Source organism: Achromobacter sp. JD417 (genome assembly GCF_041879325.1).
GTDB classification, from domain to species: domain Bacteria; phylum Pseudomonadota; class Gammaproteobacteria; order Burkholderiales; family Burkholderiaceae_B; genus Achromobacter; species Achromobacter mucicolens.
In genome coordinates, this window is the sequence record NZ_CP087159.1 from 696,014 (window position 1) to 713,470 (window position 17,457).

Annotated in this window: 14 protein-coding genes; 9 read left to right on the forward strand and 5 right to left on the reverse strand. The window is 63.9% G+C overall.

Translation table 11 applies throughout. From position 1 onward, the window contains the following. Positions 1-76 precede the first annotated feature (76 nt). Complete coding sequence (erpA, locus tag LN047_RS03115) at positions 77-448, forward strand: iron-sulfur cluster insertion protein ErpA (protein WP_056327840.1); 372 nt, start codon at positions 77-79, stop codon at positions 446-448. 62 nt (positions 449-510) lie between these two features. Here erpA and LN047_RS03120 read toward each other — a convergent pair. From LN047_RS03120 to LN047_RS03130, 3 genes are all read right to left on the reverse strand, one after another. Next, a protein-coding gene (locus tag LN047_RS03120) for an IS3 family transposase (protein WP_373981143.1) occupies positions 511-1,739 on the reverse strand; the annotation gives its coding sequence in 2 pieces (ribosomal slippage) (positions 511-1,389 and positions 1,392-1,739; 1,227 coding nt in all). A gap of 119 nt (positions 1,740-1,858) precedes the next feature. Continuing rightward, the gene (locus tag LN047_RS03125; protein WP_373982099.1) at positions 1,859-2,938 is read right to left on the reverse strand and encodes an anhydro-N-acetylmuramic acid kinase; all 1,080 of its coding nucleotides are present in this window, start codon (positions 2,936-2,938) and stop codon (positions 1,859-1,861) included. A 139-nt stretch (positions 2,939-3,077) separates the two neighbouring features. Then, positions 3,078-4,487 carry a peptidoglycan DD-metalloendopeptidase family protein gene (locus tag LN047_RS03130; protein ID WP_262761633.1) on the reverse strand — a complete coding sequence of 470 codons (1,410 nt, stop codon included), beginning with the start codon at positions 4,485-4,487 and terminating at the stop codon, positions 3,078-3,080. 256 nt (positions 4,488-4,743) lie between these two features. Here LN047_RS03130 and tyrS point away from each other — a divergent pair, with 256 nt between their 5' ends. The 4 genes from tyrS (at position 4,744) to nrdR (ending at position 8,971) form a co-directional block, all read left to right on the forward strand. Next, positions 4,744-5,973 carry a tyrosine--tRNA ligase gene (tyrS, locus tag LN047_RS03135; protein WP_152383345.1) on the forward strand — a complete coding sequence of 410 codons (1,230 nt, stop codon included), beginning with the start codon at positions 4,744-4,746 and terminating at the stop codon, positions 5,971-5,973. 71 nt (positions 5,974-6,044) lie between these two features. Further along, a complete protein-coding gene (locus tag LN047_RS03140; RefSeq protein ID WP_056327843.1) occupies positions 6,045-6,698 on the forward strand; it encodes a YbhB/YbcL family Raf kinase inhibitor-like protein in 654 nt (217 codons plus the stop codon). Positions 6,699-7,023: 325 nt separating this feature from the next. Next, the gene (gene glyA / locus LN047_RS03145) at positions 7,024-8,274 is read left to right on the forward strand and encodes a serine hydroxymethyltransferase (protein ID WP_056327844.1); all 1,251 of its coding nucleotides are present in this window, start codon (positions 7,024-7,026) and stop codon (positions 8,272-8,274) included. A 217-nt stretch (positions 8,275-8,491) separates the two neighbouring features. Next, entirely contained in the window at positions 8,492-8,971 is a 480-nt protein-coding gene (gene nrdR, locus LN047_RS03150) for a transcriptional regulator NrdR (protein ID WP_056327845.1), read from the forward strand. Here the strand turns inward: nrdR and LN047_RS03155 are convergent. Together LN047_RS03155 and LN047_RS03160 are read right to left on the reverse strand one after the other, a co-directional pair. Beyond that, positions 8,968-9,927, reverse strand: coding sequence for a GlxA family transcriptional regulator (locus LN047_RS03155; protein WP_373981144.1), 960 nt, complete (start codon positions 9,925-9,927; stop codon positions 8,968-8,970). The two genes, nrdR and LN047_RS03155, sit on opposite strands and share 4 nt — an antisense overlap. Before the next feature lie 20 nt (positions 9,928-9,947). Next, positions 9,948-10,511 (reverse strand): cysteine hydrolase family protein, encoded by a 564-nt coding sequence (locus tag LN047_RS03160; RefSeq protein ID WP_180100352.1) that lies wholly within the window; start codon positions 10,509-10,511, stop codon positions 9,948-9,950. A 212-nt stretch (positions 10,512-10,723) separates the two neighbouring features. On the opposite strand from LN047_RS03160, the gene ribD reads away from it, so the two are divergent. The 4 genes from ribD to LN047_RS03180 all read left to right on the forward strand — a co-directional run bounded on the left by ribD (position 10,724) and on the right by LN047_RS03180 (position 17,319). Next, a complete protein-coding gene (gene ribD, locus LN047_RS03165; protein ID WP_373982100.1) occupies positions 10,724-11,839 on the forward strand; it encodes a bifunctional diaminohydroxyphosphoribosylaminopyrimidine deaminase/5-amino-6-(5-phosphoribosylamino)uracil reductase RibD in 1,116 nt (371 codons plus the stop codon). Positions 11,840-12,580: 741 nt separating this feature from the next. Beyond that, positions 12,581-14,497, forward strand: coding sequence for a PrkA family serine protein kinase (locus LN047_RS03170; RefSeq protein ID WP_370458365.1), 1,917 nt, complete (start codon positions 12,581-12,583; stop codon positions 14,495-14,497). 12 nt (positions 14,498-14,509) lie between these two features. Further along, positions 14,510-15,769 carry a YeaH/YhbH family protein gene (locus LN047_RS03175; protein ID WP_063951964.1) on the forward strand — a complete coding sequence of 420 codons (1,260 nt, stop codon included), beginning with the start codon at positions 14,510-14,512 and terminating at the stop codon, positions 15,767-15,769. Beyond that, positions 15,766-17,319, forward strand: coding sequence for a SpoVR family protein (locus LN047_RS03180; RefSeq protein WP_196589446.1), 1,554 nt, complete (start codon positions 15,766-15,768; stop codon positions 17,317-17,319). The genes LN047_RS03175 and LN047_RS03180 overlap by 4 nt, the downstream gene beginning before the upstream one ends. Positions 17,320-17,457 lie beyond the last annotated feature (138 nt).

Genomic DNA, 17,457 nt, shown 5'->3' on the forward strand with positions numbered 1-17,457 from the left:
GCCCTGCGCTATAGTGACACCATACGAGCGGCGACGCCGCTCACTGAATTTTGGCCGTACCGGCCAGGAGTGAACCATGAATGCAGTGACCGAAACCGTCGACCTTCAGGCCCCCCCGCCTGTTCCCCTGGTGTTCACCGACTCGGCTGCCGCCAAAGTGAAAGACCTGTTGGCCGAAGAAGGCAACCCCGAACTGAAGCTGCGCGTTTTCGTGCAGGGCGGCGGCTGTTCCGGCTTCCAGTACGGTTTTACGTTTGATGAAGTCGTCAACGAAGACGACACCGTGCTGGACAAGGCCGGCGTGCAACTGCTCGTCGATCCGATGAGCTTCCAGTATCTGGTCGGCGCCGAGATCGACTACAAGGAAGACCTGGAAGGCGCGCAGTTCGTCATCCGCAATCCCAACGCCAGCACCACCTGCGGCTGCGGCTCCTCGTTCTCGGTGTAATCACCCAGGCAGTGACCTGTCCTGCCATAGGTTGACACCTACGGCACGGTATCCGTAGCAGGCTACGGACTGAACACCCGGTGAACTTCATCGGGTGTTTTGCATTGTAGGGACAGGTGCGGACGCTCGGTGTTGTAGATTTCGACGGACTGCTTGACCATGAGCCGGGCTTGGGCCAGATCGGCGGGCTTGTGGAGCAATAGCTCTCCCTTCAGGATGCCGTTGACCCGCTCAGCCAAGGCATTCTGGTAGCAGTCGTAGCCGTCAGTCATCGAGCAACGGATGCCGTGCCGCGCGTGCAGGCGCTGGTAGTACGTTGAGCAGTACTGGATGCCTCGATCCGAGTGGTGCACCAGCGGTTGGCTCGAGCGCCGCGAGCGCAACGCCATCTCCAGTGCGCGGCGCACCCCTTCGGTCTGCAGATTCTCTGCCACGTGGTAGCCCACGATCTTGCGCGAGTAGGCGTCGGTCACCAAGCTCAAGTAGGTGCACCGCTGGGCGGTCGGCAGGTAGGTGATGTCGGCTACCCAGACCTGCTCCGGGCCCGTCGGCACCACTTGGCCTTCGCCTGCCTTGAGCAGGTTCGGGTGGCGTCGGAAGCGGTGATGGCTATCTGTGGTCTTGTGATACGCCCGGCGCGGCCGCACCAGCATCCGGGCGCTGCGCAGGATGTCGAACAGCGCATCGCGCCCGGCCTTGATCCCCGCCTCGCGTAGCGGCTGGCCCAGCATGTGATGCAGCTTGCGCGTACCCAACTTCGGTTGGCGTACCCGCAGCGCGGTGACCATGGATACCACTTGGTATGCCTGCTGCTGGCGCTCGTGCTCTTTATGCCTGCTCTTGTAATACGCCTGGCGGCTATGGCCCATGTAACGGCAAGCCCTTGCCACGCTCAACCCTTGGACGAGCTTTTGCGTGAGGACTTGCCCAAAGGCTTTTTTACGACACGCACCCCGTAATCCTTCTCCAGCACGTTGACCACCGCCTCGAACAACTGTGCCTTCTCGCGGGCCTCCTTGAGCTGCACCTCCAGCTCCTTGATCCGCTGCTCGGGTGTGACCTCCTTGCCCTGACGATCCATATCCACTCCTCTGACCGTCGGCAGGCTCCAGCCGCTCCAGCCCGGGCGGCCATGTTTGCGCAGCCACACCAGCACTGTCGACCGGCCTTGGATTCCATAGCGACGCTGCGCCTCTTTGTACGTCAGCTCGCCTTTTTCCACCTGCTCGACCACCGACAGTTTAAAAGCCAGACTGTAGTCCCGCTGGGTTCGCTTGATCCTTGATTCCAATTGACTCTCCTTTTTTCTCTCAAAAAGGTGTCAACCAATTCCAGGACGGGTCACAGGCAAGATAAAAAGCCCTTCGGTTCGCCGAAGGGCTTTTTGCATGGGCGCGTGATGGATCGCGCTCAGGCCGGATATAGCGCCCCAAGAATCCTCGCGCCGCGCGCGCCCGTCACGCTGGGCAGGCCGGCCGGCTTGCCGGTCATGAACGCGTGCGCCAGCCAGGCGAAAGCCAGAGCCTCCACCTGTTGCGCAGGCACGCCAAGGGCGTCGGTCGCGCGGACGGGGCGTTGCAGGCAATACGCCAGTTCCTGCATCAGGCCGGCGTTGTGGGCGCCGCCGCCGCAGACAAAGACTTCTTGCGTGCCCGCGGCCGCCCGGTCGATGGCGTCCGCCACGGTTCTGGCCGTCAGCCGCTGCAGCGTGGCCTGAACGTCCTCCGGCGCGGGCGCGGCGCCGTCGAATTCCGCCAGGCGGGCGTCGAGCCATTGCATGTTGAAAAGGTCGCGGCCCGTGGATTTGGGCGGCGGCAGGCCGAACCACGGCTCGCTGCCGATGAGTTGTTCAAGCAAGGGCGCCAGCACCTGTCCCGAGGCCGCCCAGCGGCCCCCGGCGTCGTAAGGGCGGCCCAGGTGCCTTTGGCACCAACCGTCCAGCAGCACGTTGGCCGGGCCGGTATCAAAGCCGCGCGCCGGCTGTCCGGGCACGAGCAGCGTCACGTTGGCGATGCCGCCCAGGTTCAGCACGGCGCGCCCGTGGCTGGCGCCGAAGATGGCGGCGTGAAACGGCGGCACCAGCGGTGCGCCCTGGCCGCCAGCGGCAATGTCGCGCGAACGGAAGTCGGCCACGACGGCAATGCCCGTCAGTTCCGCCAGCAGGGCGGGGGCGTTCAGTTGCAGGGTGTACCCAAGGTCCGGGCGGTGACGCACGGTCTGGCCGTGGGCGCCGATGGCGCTGACGTCGCTGGCAGCCACGCCGGCATCCGCAAGCAATGCGGACACGGCTTGGGCATAGACGCGCGCCAACGCATTGGCCGCGAGCGCCGCGCGGGCAAGTTCGTCGCCGCCCGATTCGTTCAGCGCCAGCAGCTCGCGCCGCAGATTCTCTGGCATGGGGAGGCTGGCGTTGGCCAGCACCTGAGGCGCCTGGCCGTCGTCCAGGCGGGTCAGCACGCCGTCGACGCCGTCGACGCTGGTGCCGGACATCAGGCCAATGTAGAGCGTGCGGCGGTCCTGCTGGATGGGCTGGGTGGCATTCACGGGCGCCTCCAAAGAAAAAGGCGGCTGGGGCTTGATGCCCCGCCGCCGCACCCGCTGCGCGCGGGCCTGTTTTTTCGGACCTGCCTTAGCGGCTGGCCACGTTGGTCAGCGCGTCGGGCAGCGTCTGCTGGAATTGCGTCAGCAATTGAATCTGCTGCTTGTAGGGGCCAACCGCCTGGTTGAACGCGCGGACTTCCGCGGGTTCGAGGGCGCGGGCCACGGGCAGGTCCACCGACAACGGATCGATGGGCTGGTTGTCGACGCGGAATTCGTAGTGCAGGTGCGGACCGGTGGCCCAGCCGGTGGAACCGACGTAGCCCAGCAGTTGGCCCTGCGACACCTTCGAGCCCTTGGTGACGCCTTCGGCGATGCGGCTCTGGTGCGCGTACAGGGTCGAGTACTTGCCGTGGTGCTTGACGATGACCACGTTGCCGTAGCCGTTCTGCCAGCCCGAGAATTCAACCGTGCCGTCCGCGGTGGCGTGGATCGGCGTGCCCGACGGCGCCGCGTAGTCCACGCCCTTGTGTCCCGTCCAGGTCTTGTGGATGGGGTGCATGCGCATGCCGAAGGTCGAGCTGATGCGGCTGAACTTCAGGGCGGTGCGCAGGAAGGCGCCGCGCAGGCTGGTGCCGTCGAAGTCGTAATAGGAGCCGGTCTTTTCATCGGGGCTGAACCAGACGGCGTTGTAGGTCTTGCCGCCGTTGATGAATTCCAGGGCCAGCACGCGGCCGGCGCCAGCGTAGCGGCCGTCGTGCGAGCGCACTTCGTAGACCACGCGGAATTGATCGCCCTGGCGCAGGTCGCGCAGGAAGTCGATCTTGGCGCTGAGGATGTCGGCCATCTGCATGGTGACCGAGTCGGGAATGCCGGCCGAGTCCGTGGCGCCGAAGAGCGAGGACTTGATGGTGCCGACCGCGACGCGGGTCTGGCGTTCCGTGCTTTCGGTGACTTCCTCGGCCTTGTAGCCGTCGCCGGACGGGGCCACGTGCAGCATGCGCGTCACGACCTGGCCGTCGGTCTCGTTGCCGGGCGTGTGGATGTAGCGCAGCCACACCAGATTGCCCGCTTCGTCCGTGGCGGCTTGCACCGAGCGGCCCGGGTACAGCTTGTAGATGCTGCGGGCGCTGGCGTCGTGGGTCAGGAACGACTGGAGATTGGGGGCGTCGAGTTCCAGGCGCTGCAGCACCGCCGACAGCGTGTCGCCCGGACGGATCCGGGTTTCGCTGATGTAGGGGGCGGCGCTGGGCGTGCTGACTTCGACTTGCTCGGCGGTCAGCGGCAGAATGCTCTGGATGACGCGCGAGGGGGGGAGTTCGGTGCGGTCGGGTTGCTGCACCATGCCGAGAGCGGCGGCGCCTGCGAACAGACCAATTGCGGTGACGAGAAGCGTGCGGCGGAAAAGTCCCGAGCGATGGGGCTTGGGCTCAACGGGCGCAAATACGGCAGCGACTTTGCGCTTGAGGCCACTCGCCAGTTCGTGGAGGCCACGATTCATCGTGAAAATACCCTCTCAGGTGGCTTGAACTCGCAGGGTGCGGTACACGAACGGCCCTCGCGCGCACCGTTTCCGGGGCAAGGGCTGGCGCGGGGGCGCATCTTGTGAACAAGGGATGTAGAGCGAACGCAACTGCGTACATATGGCAGTTGCGTATGATTAGGCCGGTATCCTAGCTGATTCGGCTAGAATTTACGATAGTTTTCGTCACTTTTTACACCTTTTTGTCGGCTGAAGCCGCATTGGCCCCCCTGTCATGTCACCCACCGAAGCCCCCATCACACCTGAAGTCGAAGCCGATCTGCGTATAGCCAAGCGCGGCTGCGATGAGCTGCTGGTCGAAGCCGAATTCGCCCGCAAGCTGGCCAAGAGCCGCGCCACCGGCGTGCCGCTGCGCATCAAGCTTGGCCTGGATCCGACCGCACCGGACATCCACCTGGGCCACACGGTGGTGCTGAACAAGATGCGCCAGCTCCAGGACCTGGGGCACAACGTCATCTTCCTGATCGGCGACTTCACCTCCACCATCGGCGACCCCAGCGGCCGCAACAGCACCCGCCCGCCGCTCACGCGCGAACAGATCGAGGCCAACGCCAAGACCTATTACGCGCAGGCCAGCCTGGTGCTGGATCCGGCCCGCACCGAGATCCGCTACAACTCCGAATGGTGCGACCCGCTCGGCGCCCGCGGCATGATCCAGCTCGCGTCGCGTTACACGGTGGCGCGCATGATGGAGCGCGAAGACTTCACCAAGCGCTTCAAGGGCGGTATCCCGATCTCGGTCCATGAATTCCTGTATCCGCTGATGCAGGGTTACGACTCGGTCGCGCTGAAGTCAGATCTGGAGCTGGGGGGCACCGATCAGAAGTTCAACCTGCTGGTCGGGCGCGAACTGCAAAAAGAGTATGGACAGGAGCCGCAGTGCATCCTGACGATGCCGCTGCTGGTCGGGACGGACGGCGTAGAGAAGATGTCCAAGTCCAAGGGCAACTACATCGGTATTTCGGAGTCGCCCGATTCCATGTTCGGCAAGCTGATGTCGATCTCCGACACGCTGATGTGGCGCTACTTCGAACTGCTGTCCTTCCGCTCGCTGGAGGAGATCGCGGCGCTCAAGCAAGAGATCGATGGCGGGCGCAATCCGCGCGATGCCAAGGTGATGCTGGCGCAGGAAATCATCGCGCGCTTTCATTCCGCCAAGGCCGCCGACGATGCGCTGGCCTCGTTCGAGGCGCGTTTCCGCGACGGCGCGATTCCCGACGACATGCCCGAGGTCAATATCGGCGGCGCGCCGGTGGGCATTCTGAAGCTGTTGCGCGAAGCGGGCCTGGTCGCCTCCGGGTCGGAAGCGCAGCGCAACGTCGAGCAGGGCGGGGTGCGCGTCAACGGCGATCGCGTGGAAGACAAATCGTTGCAATTGCCGGCCGGGACTTACGTCGTTCAGGTGGGCAAGCGAAAGTTCGCCCGTGTTAACTTGAACCCGTAATTGCGAAGTTTTGATACGCTCAGGGTACAGACAGGGGCAGAGCGCCTTTGCGGCATTTACAGGAGCACGACATGGAACTTTCGAGTTTGTCATTTTCCGATCACGAGTCGATTCCCGAGCGCTACGCATTCGGCAAGATCGATGCGCAATCGCACGTCGCGCTGGCAGATAACTTCAACCCGCAGTTTTCCTGGGACGACGTCCCCGCGGGCACACAGTCGTTTGCACTGATCTGCCACGATCCGGATGTGCCCTCGCGCCCAGACGACGTCAACCAGGAAGGCCGCGAAGTGCCCGCCGACCTGGCCCGCGTGGATTTCTTCCACTGGGTGCTGGTGGACCTGCCGGCCGACCTGCGCGAGATCGACGAAGGCGCGTTCTCCAACGGCATCACGCCGCGCGGCAAGGGGGGCCCGCTGGCGCCCATGGACGCGCGCCAGGGCATCAACTCCTACTCGTCGTGGTTCGCCAATGACCACGACATGAGCGGCGAGTACTTCGGCTACGACGGTCCGTGCCCGCCCTGGAACGATGCCCTGGTGCATCGCTACATCTTCACCCTGTATGCGTTGGACGTGCCCAGCCTGAACCTGCAGGGCTCGTTCACCGGCGAAGACGCGCTGCGGGCGATCCAGAAGCACGTGCTGGCCAAGGCATCGCTGACCGGGACCTATACGCTGAACCCCCGGCTCGCGCCCAAGCAAATCGGGGCCACGTCGGCCTGACGCTCAGCCAGATGTACGCAGGGCCGCCCAGTGCGGCCCTTTTTCATGGCGGCAAGGCCGCGGTGCGGCCGGCCGCACCCTTGGCCGTGGCGTGAACACCCTTGCATGAAACTTTCTCAAGTCGGCATGAGTGCCGTTTCCGGCCGCGTGGGCAAGCCGTGGTTTTCGCGCCCGTGCGCCGGAATTTGGCGCGGTTCCGGTGGTTTTAAGCGCAAATGATCCCGCGCGACGGGGTAAACTACTCAGCATTCTCCGGGTTTACCCGCCCGACGCCGTTTTCTTATCTGCCGTTTCTTTTCCATTACCGCCTCAGGAAACCCCCGTCATGTTTGACCGCAACCTCACCTTGTCCAAGGCTGACCCGGACGTTTGGGCCGCCATCCAGAAGGAAGACCAGCGCCAAGAGCAGCACATCGAGCTGATCGCTTCGGAGAACTACGCCAGCCCCGCCGTCATGGAAGCGCAGGGCACGCAGCTCACGAACAAGTACGCCGAAGGCTACCCGGGCAAGCGCTACTACGGTGGTTGCGAATACGTGGACGTGGTCGAACAGCTGGCCATCGACCGCCTGAAGCAGATCTTTGGCGCCGAAGCCGCCAACGTGCAGCCCAACTCGGGTTCGCAGGCAAACCAGGGCGTGTACATGGCGGTCCTCAAGCCGGGCGACACCGTGCTGGGCATGAGCCTGGCCGAAGGCGGCCACCTGACGCACGGCGCGTCGGTCAACGCCTCGGGCAAGCTGTACAACTTCATCTCCTATGGCCTGGACGAAAACGAAGTCCTGAACTACGACCAGGTCGAGCAACTGGCCAAGGAACACAAGCCCAAGCTGATCGTGGCTGGCGCGTCGGCCTACGCCCTGCACATCGATTTCGAACGCATGGCCCGCATCGCCCGTGAAAACGGCGCGCTGTTCATGGTCGACATCGCCCACTACGCCGGCCTGGTTGCTGGCGGCGCCTACCCCAACCCGGTCCCGCACGCCGACTTCGTCACCTCGACCACGCACAAGTCGCTGCGCGGCCCGCGCGGCGGCGTCATCATGATGAAGGCCGAGCACGAGAAGATCATCAACTCGGCGATTTTCCCCGGCATCCAGGGCGGTCCGCTGATGCATGTCATCGCCGGCAAGGCCGTGGCCTTCAAGGAAGCGCTGGAACCCGGGTTCAAGGACTACGCGCAGCAAGTCGTCAAGAACGCCAAGGTGCTGGCCGACACGCTGGTCAAGCGTGGCCTGCGTATCGTCTCGGGCCGTACCGAGAGCCACGTCATGCTGGTGGACCTGCGTTCCAAGGGCATCACGGGCAAGGAAGCCGAAGCGGTGCTGGGCCAGGCCCACATCACGGTCAACAAGAACGCCATCCCGAACGATCCGGAAAAGCCCTTCGTGACCAGCGGCATCCGCCTGGGCACGCCGGCCATGACGACCCGCGGCTTCACCGAAGCCGATGCCGAGCTGACGGCCAACCTGATCGCCGACGTGCTGGACAACCCGCGCGACGAAGCCAACATCGCCGCCGTGCGCGCCAAGGTCAATGAACTGACCTCGCGCCTGCCGGTTTACGGCAAGAAGTAAGCGGGCGACCCGGGCGCGGCCACGCCGCGAACGGGAATCGGGCAAAGGGACGGTCTCGCAAGACGCCGTCCCTTGTTCTTTTTGGGCATGCAGTCGGCGTCCTGCCTGCAATCGGCCAGGTGGCCGCGGCAGGGCAGTCGTCCGAATTGACGCTTTGCATCATGCACGTCGTTACAATATGCTCAATTATTGCCACCAGCGCCTTTAGGGATCACACATGCGGTGTCCATTTTGCGGCAATGCCGAAACGCAGGTTGTCGACAGCCGGGTCTCCGAAGAGGGCGACGCCATCCGCCGTCGCCGCCGCTGCCTGTCCTGTGACAAGCGGTTCACCACCTACGAACGGGTGGAGCTTGCCATGCCGTCGATCGTCAAGCGCAATGGCAGCCGCAGCGAATACGATCCCGTCAAGCTGCGCGCAAGCCTGAGCCTTGCGCTGCGCAAACGTCCCGTCAGCACGGAGGACGTGGATGCCGCCGTCGCCCGGATCGAAGAGCAATTGCTGGCCAGCGGCCAGCGTGAGGTGCCGTCCGAACATATCGGCGAGCTCGTCATGAACGAGCTGCGCAAGCTGGATAAGGTGGCCTACGTGCGTTTCGCCTCGGTCTACAAAAGCTTCGAGGACATCGGTGAATTCGTCGAAGCCATCCGCGAGATGCAGGGCCCGCTGCTGCCGGGCAAGTTGCGCAAGGACTAGCCAGGCGCCTCGCGCATCAGGCTGGGCGTCAGCGGCTGGAATTTGCGCCACACGCGGCGCATGTGCTGCGCCGATCCAAATCCCGACTTCTCCGCCACGCGTTCCAGGTCCAGCCGGGTGTCGCGCAGCAGGTCGCGAGCCAGCGCCACGCGGATCTGATACAGGTAATCCATCGGCGTGCACCCCGCGTGCTCGCGAAACAGGCGCGTCAGGTGCCGCGCACTGGTGTGCGCCTGGTCCGCCAGCGACTGGGCCGACCAGGGGGCGGCGGGATCGAGGATGACGGCATCCTGCACCCGGTGCACGCCCGGATGCATATGGCTGCGATGATCCAGCCACGGCGACAGGGCCGAGTCCGAGCCTGCGCGGCGCTGGTAGACAACCATGTCGCGCGCCGCCTCGCTGGCCACGCGCGGGCCGCAATGGCGCGCCACCATGTGCAGCGCCAGATCGATCCCGGCCGTGATGCCCGCGCTGCTGACGAGGTTTCCGTCCTCGACGAAGATGCGGTTGTCCAGCAGGCGCGCGGTGGGATCGAGGGCGGCAAGCTCGTCCAGGCAGGTGTGGTGGGTGGTGCATTCGCGCTGCCGCGTCAGGCCCGCCGCGGCTGCAAACAGCGCGCCCGCGCAGACCGTCATCAAGGTGAAGCCGTCGGCCGGATGCCGGGCGGCCAGCCACGCCACGATGGCGCGCGCGTCCTCATCGTCCAGGCGCGTGTGCTTGCCCACCACGCCCGAGACGATGACCAGCGCGTTTGCCGGCAGCACGGCTGGCAGGGGCTGCAAGCGCGCCAGGTGCAGGCCGGGAATGCCGCTTTCGATGTCGCGGGAGGGGCTGCAGAAATGCTGGGTGAATGTGCCCGGGCACAGCTTGTTGGCCACACGGAAGGCCTCCGCCGGACCGGCGAGGTCCAGGAGGACGATGCCGCGCGGCACCACGAAGTACACCGGAACCATCTGCGCCTCCCGCTTGCGCGTTACACGGCCAGCGCGTCGGCGGCGCGGACGATGCGGGCAAAACGGCCTTGCAGCACCAGCTCGGTCCGGTCGCGGATCTCGGCCGGCGTGTAGGTCCTGCCCGACGGGCTTTGCATCGCGAAGGTCAGCGTGGCGTCAGTCGGAAAGACCACCTTGAAGCCGGCATCGCTGGCATGGCGCGACGTGGTTTCGCAGCATTGTTCGGTGCGGATACCAGCCACGATGATGCCTTCGATGCCGTGCTTGAGCAGCCAGTCGTGCAGCGTGGCGCCGGTTTCATCCTTCGCGTAGAGCGACGAATGGACCGTCTTGTGGAACACCGCAGTCGGAGCAATGCGCAGTTCCTTCAACGTCTTGACGTGTCCGGAGGCGAGCGAAAAGGGGTTCGCGGGATCATCGGACGGGCTGGTGTGAAACACCTGCAGCACTGGAATGTCCTGGGCCTGGGCGCCATCGATCAGGGCCTGAAGCTGCGAAATGAACGCCGGATACTCCGATTCGTCCCAAAACGGACGTTGGCGGAAAGAGTCTTGTACGTCGATAACGATAAGTGCCTGTTTCATTTCCGGGCCTCCTGGCCATCGATTCAAGGGGTGCGGCTGTATTTTTACTCCGAACCGGCTCGGCGGCGAGCGCGATCCGAGACTACGTACGGCCCAAAACGGACATCCGCTTCTTGGCGCGGCGACACGGGGGCAAAGACGGGCGGGACGGCGCCGGCGGACATACAATCGCCGGCATGGACATTTCCCGCGACTCCGACGACCTCTTCTGGATGCGACGCGCGCTGACGCTGGCGCAGACCGTCATGACGACCACCGCGCCCAACCCCCGGGTCGGTTGCGTCATCGTGCGTGACGGCCGCGTGCTGGGCGAGGGCGCGACGCAGCCGCCAGGCGGCCCGCATGCCGAAATCTGCGCGCTGCGCGACGCGCAGTCGCGTGGCGAGTCGGTGGCAGGTTCCACGTTGTTCGTCACGCTGGAGCCCTGCAGCCATTTCGGCCGCACGCCGCCTTGCGTGGATGCGGTGCTGGCCGCTCGGCCGGCGCGCGTGGTGGTCGCGATGGGCGATCCGAATCCGCTGGTGAATGGGCAGGGGCTGGCGCGCCTGCGCGACGCCGGCATCGCGGTGACGACGGGCGTATGCCGCGAAGAGGCGCTGGCTGTGAACGCCGGCTTCATCTCGCGCATGAGCCGCGGCCTGCCGTGGGTGTGGATGAAGATGGCGGCGTCGCTGGACGGCCGCAGCGCGCTGCATAACGGCATGTCGCAATGGATCACCGGCCCCGAGGCGCGCGCCGACGGGCACCGCTGGCGCGCGCGCAGTTGTGTCGTCCTGACGGGCATGGGCACAGTGCTCAAGGACGATCCCCAATTGAACGTGCGCGACGTCCAGACGCCGCGCCAGCCGCGCAAGGCCGTCGTGGACGGCCGTTTCGAGATCCCCGAAGCCGCGCGGTTGTTCGACGGCGCGCAAGTCATCGTGTTCACCGCGCGCGAGGACGCCGCAAAGGCCGCGCGCCTGGCGGACAAGAACGCGCGTGTCGTGTGCTTGCCCGGGACGGAACCGGGCCGCGTCGATCTGCCCGCGATGATGCGCTGGATGGCTGCCGAGCAGTTCAACGAGGTTCACGTCGAGGCCGGCGCGGGACTGAGCGGCGCGCTGGTTTCCGCTGGCTGCGTTGACGAACTGCTGCTGTATCTGGCGCCGGTGCTGCTGGGCGACGCGGCGGGCATGGTGCGCCTGCCAATGCTGGAACATCTGGACGCCGCGAGGCGTTATGAATTCACCGATGCCGTGCGCGTGGGTGCGGATCTATGCGTTCGCGCGCGTGTCGCCGGCACGTGGCGCCAATTGATGGAAAGCGTGGCGCTGCCCGCGCTGTCGTAGAAAAACCGCTGCTAGCACTCCGAGGGTTCGGCTGCCAATCCGCGTAGAGCCGCGCGCTGCCTGCGTCTCGGCGGCGCGGGGCTGCCGATGCGACGTGCCGTATTGCATGACCGGCATCGGCATGCGCGGCGTCAATCGTGTTTCGCGTGATTACGCGCACGCGCAATTCGCACAAAATGAATTGCCACGAGACGGTCACAGGCTTAGCATAAGACGCATGACTTGGCGCTACACGCTCACGGACAACCCGCACAGCCGCCGCGCGCCCTCGTCACCACGGATTCCCGTGCCGCGAATCGGCGCAGTACAACACCGACCGGCACGACACTGAACGAAGACGCAAAGCGCCGTTCAGCACGTTCGCTGCGATCGCATGGCGGACGCTTCGGGTTTATCCCCGGCTCATAAGAATCCATTGGATATCGCTCATTCCGTCATTTCATTGCCGAGCATTTCATGTGCGGCTGCGTCGGGCACGCTATATGCGGCTCTATGCTGAAAACGACTGAGCGAACTTGCTCACCAACGTTGCAATCCCTGACGGAACTTGTATCCGAGGGGTGCAGCCTAAACAGAAAGGGTCCGATCGTGCTTATGGTTGATGTGTGGCGAAAGCAACATAACGACCTGCCGAAAACGCCGACAGCGAAGTTGTTTAGTAATTCGCAGGCGCTGATGCACAATGGGCATGTAGGGACGTATTGAATTTTTCGCGTGTTGTAGGAGGTTTCCGTGCAAAACATCGTCGAAGGCTTCAAGTCGCAGTATGCAAGAGAGCAGGAATCGGAGCTCTCGCTCGAGGAGTATCTGAACCTCGCCAAGCGCGATCCCATGGCCTACGCCAGCCCCGCTGAGCGCATGTTGGCCGCGATCGGCGAACCTGAGATCGTGGATACGCGCAACGACCCACGTCTTTCCCGTTTGTTTTCCAACCGGACCATCCGACGCTATCCGGCGTTCCAGGAGTTCTACGGCATGGAGGACGTGATCGGACAGATCGTTGCGTTCTTCAAGCACGCCGCGCAGGGACTGGAGGAGCGCAAGCAAATCCTCTATCTGCTCGGGCCGGTGGGCGGCGGCAAGTCGTCCATCGCGGAACGGCTCAAGGCGTTGATGGAAAGTTTTCCGATCTACGCCCTGAAGGGATCGCCGGTCAACGAATCGCCGCTCGGGTTGTTTCATCCCGAACGGTTCGGCGACATGCTCGAAAAGGAATACGGCATTCCGAAGCGCTACCTGACCGGCATCATGTCGCCGTGGGCAGTCAAGCGCCTGAAGGAATTCGACGGCGACATCTCGAAGTTCCGCGTCGTGCGCCTGAACCCTTCGGTGCTGCGCCAGATCGCCATCGCCAAGACCGAGCCGGGCGACGAGAACAACCAGGACATTTCGTCGCTGGTGGGCAAGGTGGATATCCGCAAGCTCGATCGCCATTCGCAGGACGACCCCGACGCCTACAGTTACTCGGGCGGGTTGTGCCTGGCGAACCAGGGGCTGCTCGAGTTCGTGGAAATGTTCAAGGCGCCGATCAAGATGCTGCATCCGCTGTTGACGGCCACCCAGGAAGGCAACTTCAAGGGCACGGAAGGCTTCTCGGCCATCCCGTTCAACGGCACGATCCTGGCGCACTCGAACGAATCCGAGTGGCAGACCTTCCGCAACAACAAGCACAACGAGGCGTTCCTTGACCGTATCTACATCGTCAAGGTGCCTTACTGCCTGCAGGTTTCCGAAGAGGTCCGCATCTACGAGAAGCTGCTGCATCACAGCTCGCTGTCCGAAGCGCCGTGCGCGCCCGGAACGCTGGACATGATGGCGCAGTTCTCGGTGCTGACGCGCCTGAAGGAGCCCGAGAATTCCAGCATCTATTCCAAGCTGCGGGTCTACGACGGCGAAAGCCTGAAGGATGTCGATCCCAAGGCCAAGGCGCTGCAGGAGTACAAGGACTACGCGGGCACCGACGAAGGCATGACCGGGGTCTCAACGCGTTTCGCGTACAAGATCCTGTCCAGTGTCTTCAATTACGACCAGACCGAAGTGGCCGCCAATCCGGTGCATCTGATGTACGTGCTGGAGCAACGCATCGGCCGCGAAGACTATCCCGACGAGATCCGCCGGCGCTACCTGGAGTTCATCAAGGGCTTCCTCGCGCCGCGCTACGCGGAGTTCATCGGCAAGGAGATCCAGACCGCCTACCTGGAGTCCTACTCCGAGTACGGCCAGAACATTTTCGACCGCTACGTGACGTTTGCCGACTGCTGGATCCAGGACGAGGAATTCCGCGATCCCGAAACCGGCGAAAGCTTCGACCGCAGCGCGCTGAACGATGAGCTGGAAAAGATCGAGAAGCCGGCGGGCATTGCCAATCCGAAGGATTTCCGCAACGAGATCGTGAACTTCGTGCTGCGGGCGCGCGCCAACAACAGCGGCCGCAATCCGAACTGGACCAGCTATGAAAAGCTGCGCGAAGTGATCGAGAAGAAGATGTTCTCGAACACGGAAGACCTGCTGCCGGTGATTTCGTTCAACGCCAAGGCCTCGGCCGAGGACAAGTCGAAACATCAGAGCTTCGTCGACCGGATGGTGGAGAAGGGCTACACGGAAAAGCAGGTCAGGCTGCTGTGCGAGTGGTATCTCCGTGTGAGGAAGTCTTCCTGAGCGAGGTGAATCATGAATTCACTGATCGATCGCCGTCTTAACGGTCGCAACAAGAGCGCCGTTAACCGGGAGCGCTTTCTTCGGCGTTACAAGGATCAGATCCGCAAGGCGGTGCACGGGATGATCCGTGACCGCTCGATCCAGGATATGGATCAAGGCGGTGAGATCAACCTGCCCGCCCGCGATATCTCCGAGCCGACGTTCCGGCACGGCGCGGGCGGCGATCGCGAGATGGTGCATCCGGGCAATCGCGAATTCGCCAAGGGCGACACCTTTGACCGGCCGCAGGGCGGGCAGGGCGAAGGCGGATCCGAGCCGGGTGAAGGCGAGTCGGTGGACCAGTTCACCTTCAGCCTGTCGCGCGCCGAATTCCTGAACCTCTTTTTCGAGGATCTGGAATTGCCGCACCTGGCGCGCAACCAGCTTGGCGAGGTCAGCCAGAAGAAGTGGCAGCGCGCCGGCTACACCACCACGGGCTCGCCCAGCACGCTCAGCATCAGCCGCACGCTGAAGTCGTCGCTGGCGCGGCGCGTGTCGCTCGGCGTGAAGGCGCGCGCCGACCTTGAAGACGCGGAAAAGGCGTTGGAAGAGGCCAAGGCGGCGGGCGCGCCAGCGGCGCGCGTGCGCGAACTGGAACAGGACGTCGAGGACTGCCGTGAGCGACTGGCTCGCGTGCCGTTCCTGGACGACCTGGACCTGCGCTATCGCAATCGCGTGTCGGTCGCCATCCCCATGGCGCGCGCCGTCATGTTCTGCCTGATGGACGTGTCCGGCTCCATGGACGAGGGCAAGAAAGACCTCGCCAAGCGCTTCTTCACGTTGCTCTACCTCTTCCTGTCGCGCAAGTACGAACACGTCGACCTGGTTTTCATCCGCCATACCGACAACGCCGAGGAAGTCGACGAACATACCTTCTTCTACGACCCGAAGAGCGGCGGCACGATCGTGCTGTCGGCGCTGGAGCTGATGCGCGAGATCCTGGAAAAGCGCTATCCGCCAGCCGCATGGAACGTCTATGCGGCGCAGGCCAGCGACGGCGACTCGTTTGGCGCCGACGCGGGCAAGAGCGCGCGATTCCTGGCCGAGCATCTGCTGCCCTCGACGCGCTACTTCGCCTACATAGAAATTCCCGATTCGCAAGAGGCTCGCAAGAGCAGCCTGTGGGCCGAGTACGAACAGAAACTGGAACCCCATTTCGTCATGCGGCGCATCTGCGACCGCGGCGAGATCTTTCCTGTGTTCCACGACCTGTTCAAGAAGGAGACCGCATGAACGCCAACATGGGTGCTCTCGCGGAGCCGGGGTCGGGCGGTGCCGCCGTGCCGATCTCGCAGGGTTCCGAATGGACGTTCGAACTGATCCAGACCTATGACGACGCGATCTCGCAGATCGCCCGCGAATACGGTCTGGACACCTATCCGAACCAGATCGAGGTCATCACCTCGGAACAGATGCTGGATGCCTACGCATCGGCGGGCTTGCCCATTGGCTATCCCCACTGGTCCTACGGCAAGGAATTCATCCGCAACGAGCAGTTCTATCGCCGCGGCATGCAAGGGCTGGCGTACGAAATCGTCATCAATTCCAACCCCTGCATCTCCTATTTAATGGAAGAGAATTCCATGCCGATGCAGGCGCTCGTGATTGCGCACGCCTGCTACGGGCACAATTCCTTCTTCAAGGGCAACTACCTGTTCCGACAATGGACGGACGCCGATGGCGTGCTGGACTACCTGGTCTTCGCGCGCAAGTACGTGATGGACTGCGAAGACCGCTACGGCATCGACGCCGTGGAGTCGCTGCTGGACTCCTGCCATGCGCTGTCGCACCACGGGGTGGACCGCTACAAGCGGCCCACGCCGGTCTCGTACAAGGAAGAGGCGACCCGCCAGGCCGAGCGCGAAGAACATGCGCGCCTGCAATACAACGACCTGTGGCGCACGCTGCCGCGGATCGAGGCGGACAAGGACACCCGCGTTGCGGCCACCGTGTTTCCGCCCGAGCCCGAGGAAAACCTGCTGTACTTCATCGAGAAGTATTCGCCCAAGCTGGCGCCGTGGCAGAAGGAACTGGTGCGCATCGTGCGCAAGGTCGCGCAGTATTTCTATCCGCAGACCCAGACCAAAGTCATGAACGAAGGCTGGGCCACGTTCTGGCACTACACCATCCTGAACCGCCTGCATGACAAGGGGTTGGTGAACGATGGCTTCATGATGGAGTTCCTGCAAAGCCACACTAACGTCGTCAGCCAGCGCGGCTTTGACGAGCGCGGCTATGGCGGCATCAACCCCTATGCGCTGGGCTTTGCGATGATGTCGGACATCCGCCGCATCTGCGAAGCGCCCACGCCCGAGGACCGCCGGTGGTTCCCGGACATTGCGGGCGGGGACTGGCTGAAGACGCTCGACTTCGCCATGCGCAACTTCAAGGACGAATCCTTCATCTCGCAGTACCTGTCCCCGCGGCTGATCCGCGAGTTCCGCTTCTTCGCCATCTCGGACCATCAGGCCAACCCCAAGCTGGAAGTGGCCGCGATCCACGACGACGAGGGCTACCGCGACATTCGCCGCCTGCTTGCCGCGCAGCACAACCGCGACAACCAGGTGCCCGACATCCAGGTCATCCGCTTCAACCGCGACACCGACCGCTCGCTGGTGCTGCGCCACCTGAAAAGCCGCGGCCGGCCGCTGGCGGGCGAAGATGCCGAACAGGTCATGAAGCACCTGGCCCGCCTGTGGGGATTCCGCGTCCGGCTGGAAGAGACCGAACCGGACGGCACGATCAGCTCCTACCGGGAGCAGGACCCGCCGGCGTCGAAGTAAAGCCGCTGGCAGGGGAAGGGACGCGCGTAGTGCGTCCCTTTTTGTTTGGCCGCTTGCTGTGTAGCCGCGCATTCTGCTAGAATCGCGGATTCGCATTTTCAGCAGCGCCTTTTAGCCGCACCAAAAGGCCCCTGAAGA

Excerpts from the sequence above, each read along its gene's own strand:
- LN047_RS03140 (WP_056327843.1), top strand. The coding sequence starts at position 6,045 with ATGGAACTTTCGAGTTTGTCATTTTCCGATCACGAGTCGATTCCCGAG.
- LN047_RS03180 (WP_196589446.1), top strand. The coding sequence starts at position 15,766 with ATGAACGCCAACATGGGTGCTCTCGCGGAGCCGGGGTCGGGCGGTGCC.
- erpA (WP_056327840.1), top strand. The coding sequence starts at position 77 with ATGAATGCAGTGACCGAAACCGTCGACCTTCAGGCCCCCCCGCCTGTT.
- LN047_RS03130 (WP_262761633.1), bottom strand. The coding sequence starts at position 4,487 with ATGAATCGTGGCCTCCACGAACTGGCGAGTGGCCTCAAGCGCAAAGTC.
- LN047_RS03125 (WP_373982099.1), bottom strand. The coding sequence starts at position 2,938 with ATGTCCGGCACCAGCGTCGACGGCGTCGACGGCGTGCTGACCCGCCTG.
- LN047_RS03155 (WP_373981144.1), bottom strand. The coding sequence starts at position 9,927 with ATGGTTCCGGTGTACTTCGTGGTGCCGCGCGGCATCGTCCTCCTGGAC.
- glyA (WP_056327844.1), top strand. The coding sequence starts at position 7,024 with ATGTTTGACCGCAACCTCACCTTGTCCAAGGCTGACCCGGACGTTTGG.
- ribD (WP_373982100.1), top strand. The coding sequence starts at position 10,724 with ATGCGACGCGCGCTGACGCTGGCGCAGACCGTCATGACGACCACCGCG.
- tyrS (WP_152383345.1), top strand. The coding sequence starts at position 4,744 with ATGTCACCCACCGAAGCCCCCATCACACCTGAAGTCGAAGCCGATCTG.
- LN047_RS03175 (WP_063951964.1), top strand. The coding sequence starts at position 14,510 with ATGAATTCACTGATCGATCGCCGTCTTAACGGTCGCAACAAGAGCGCC.
- nrdR (WP_056327845.1), top strand. The coding sequence starts at position 8,492 with ATGCGGTGTCCATTTTGCGGCAATGCCGAAACGCAGGTTGTCGACAGC.
- LN047_RS03160 (WP_180100352.1), bottom strand. The coding sequence starts at position 10,511 with ATGAAACAGGCACTTATCGTTATCGACGTACAAGACTCTTTCCGCCAA.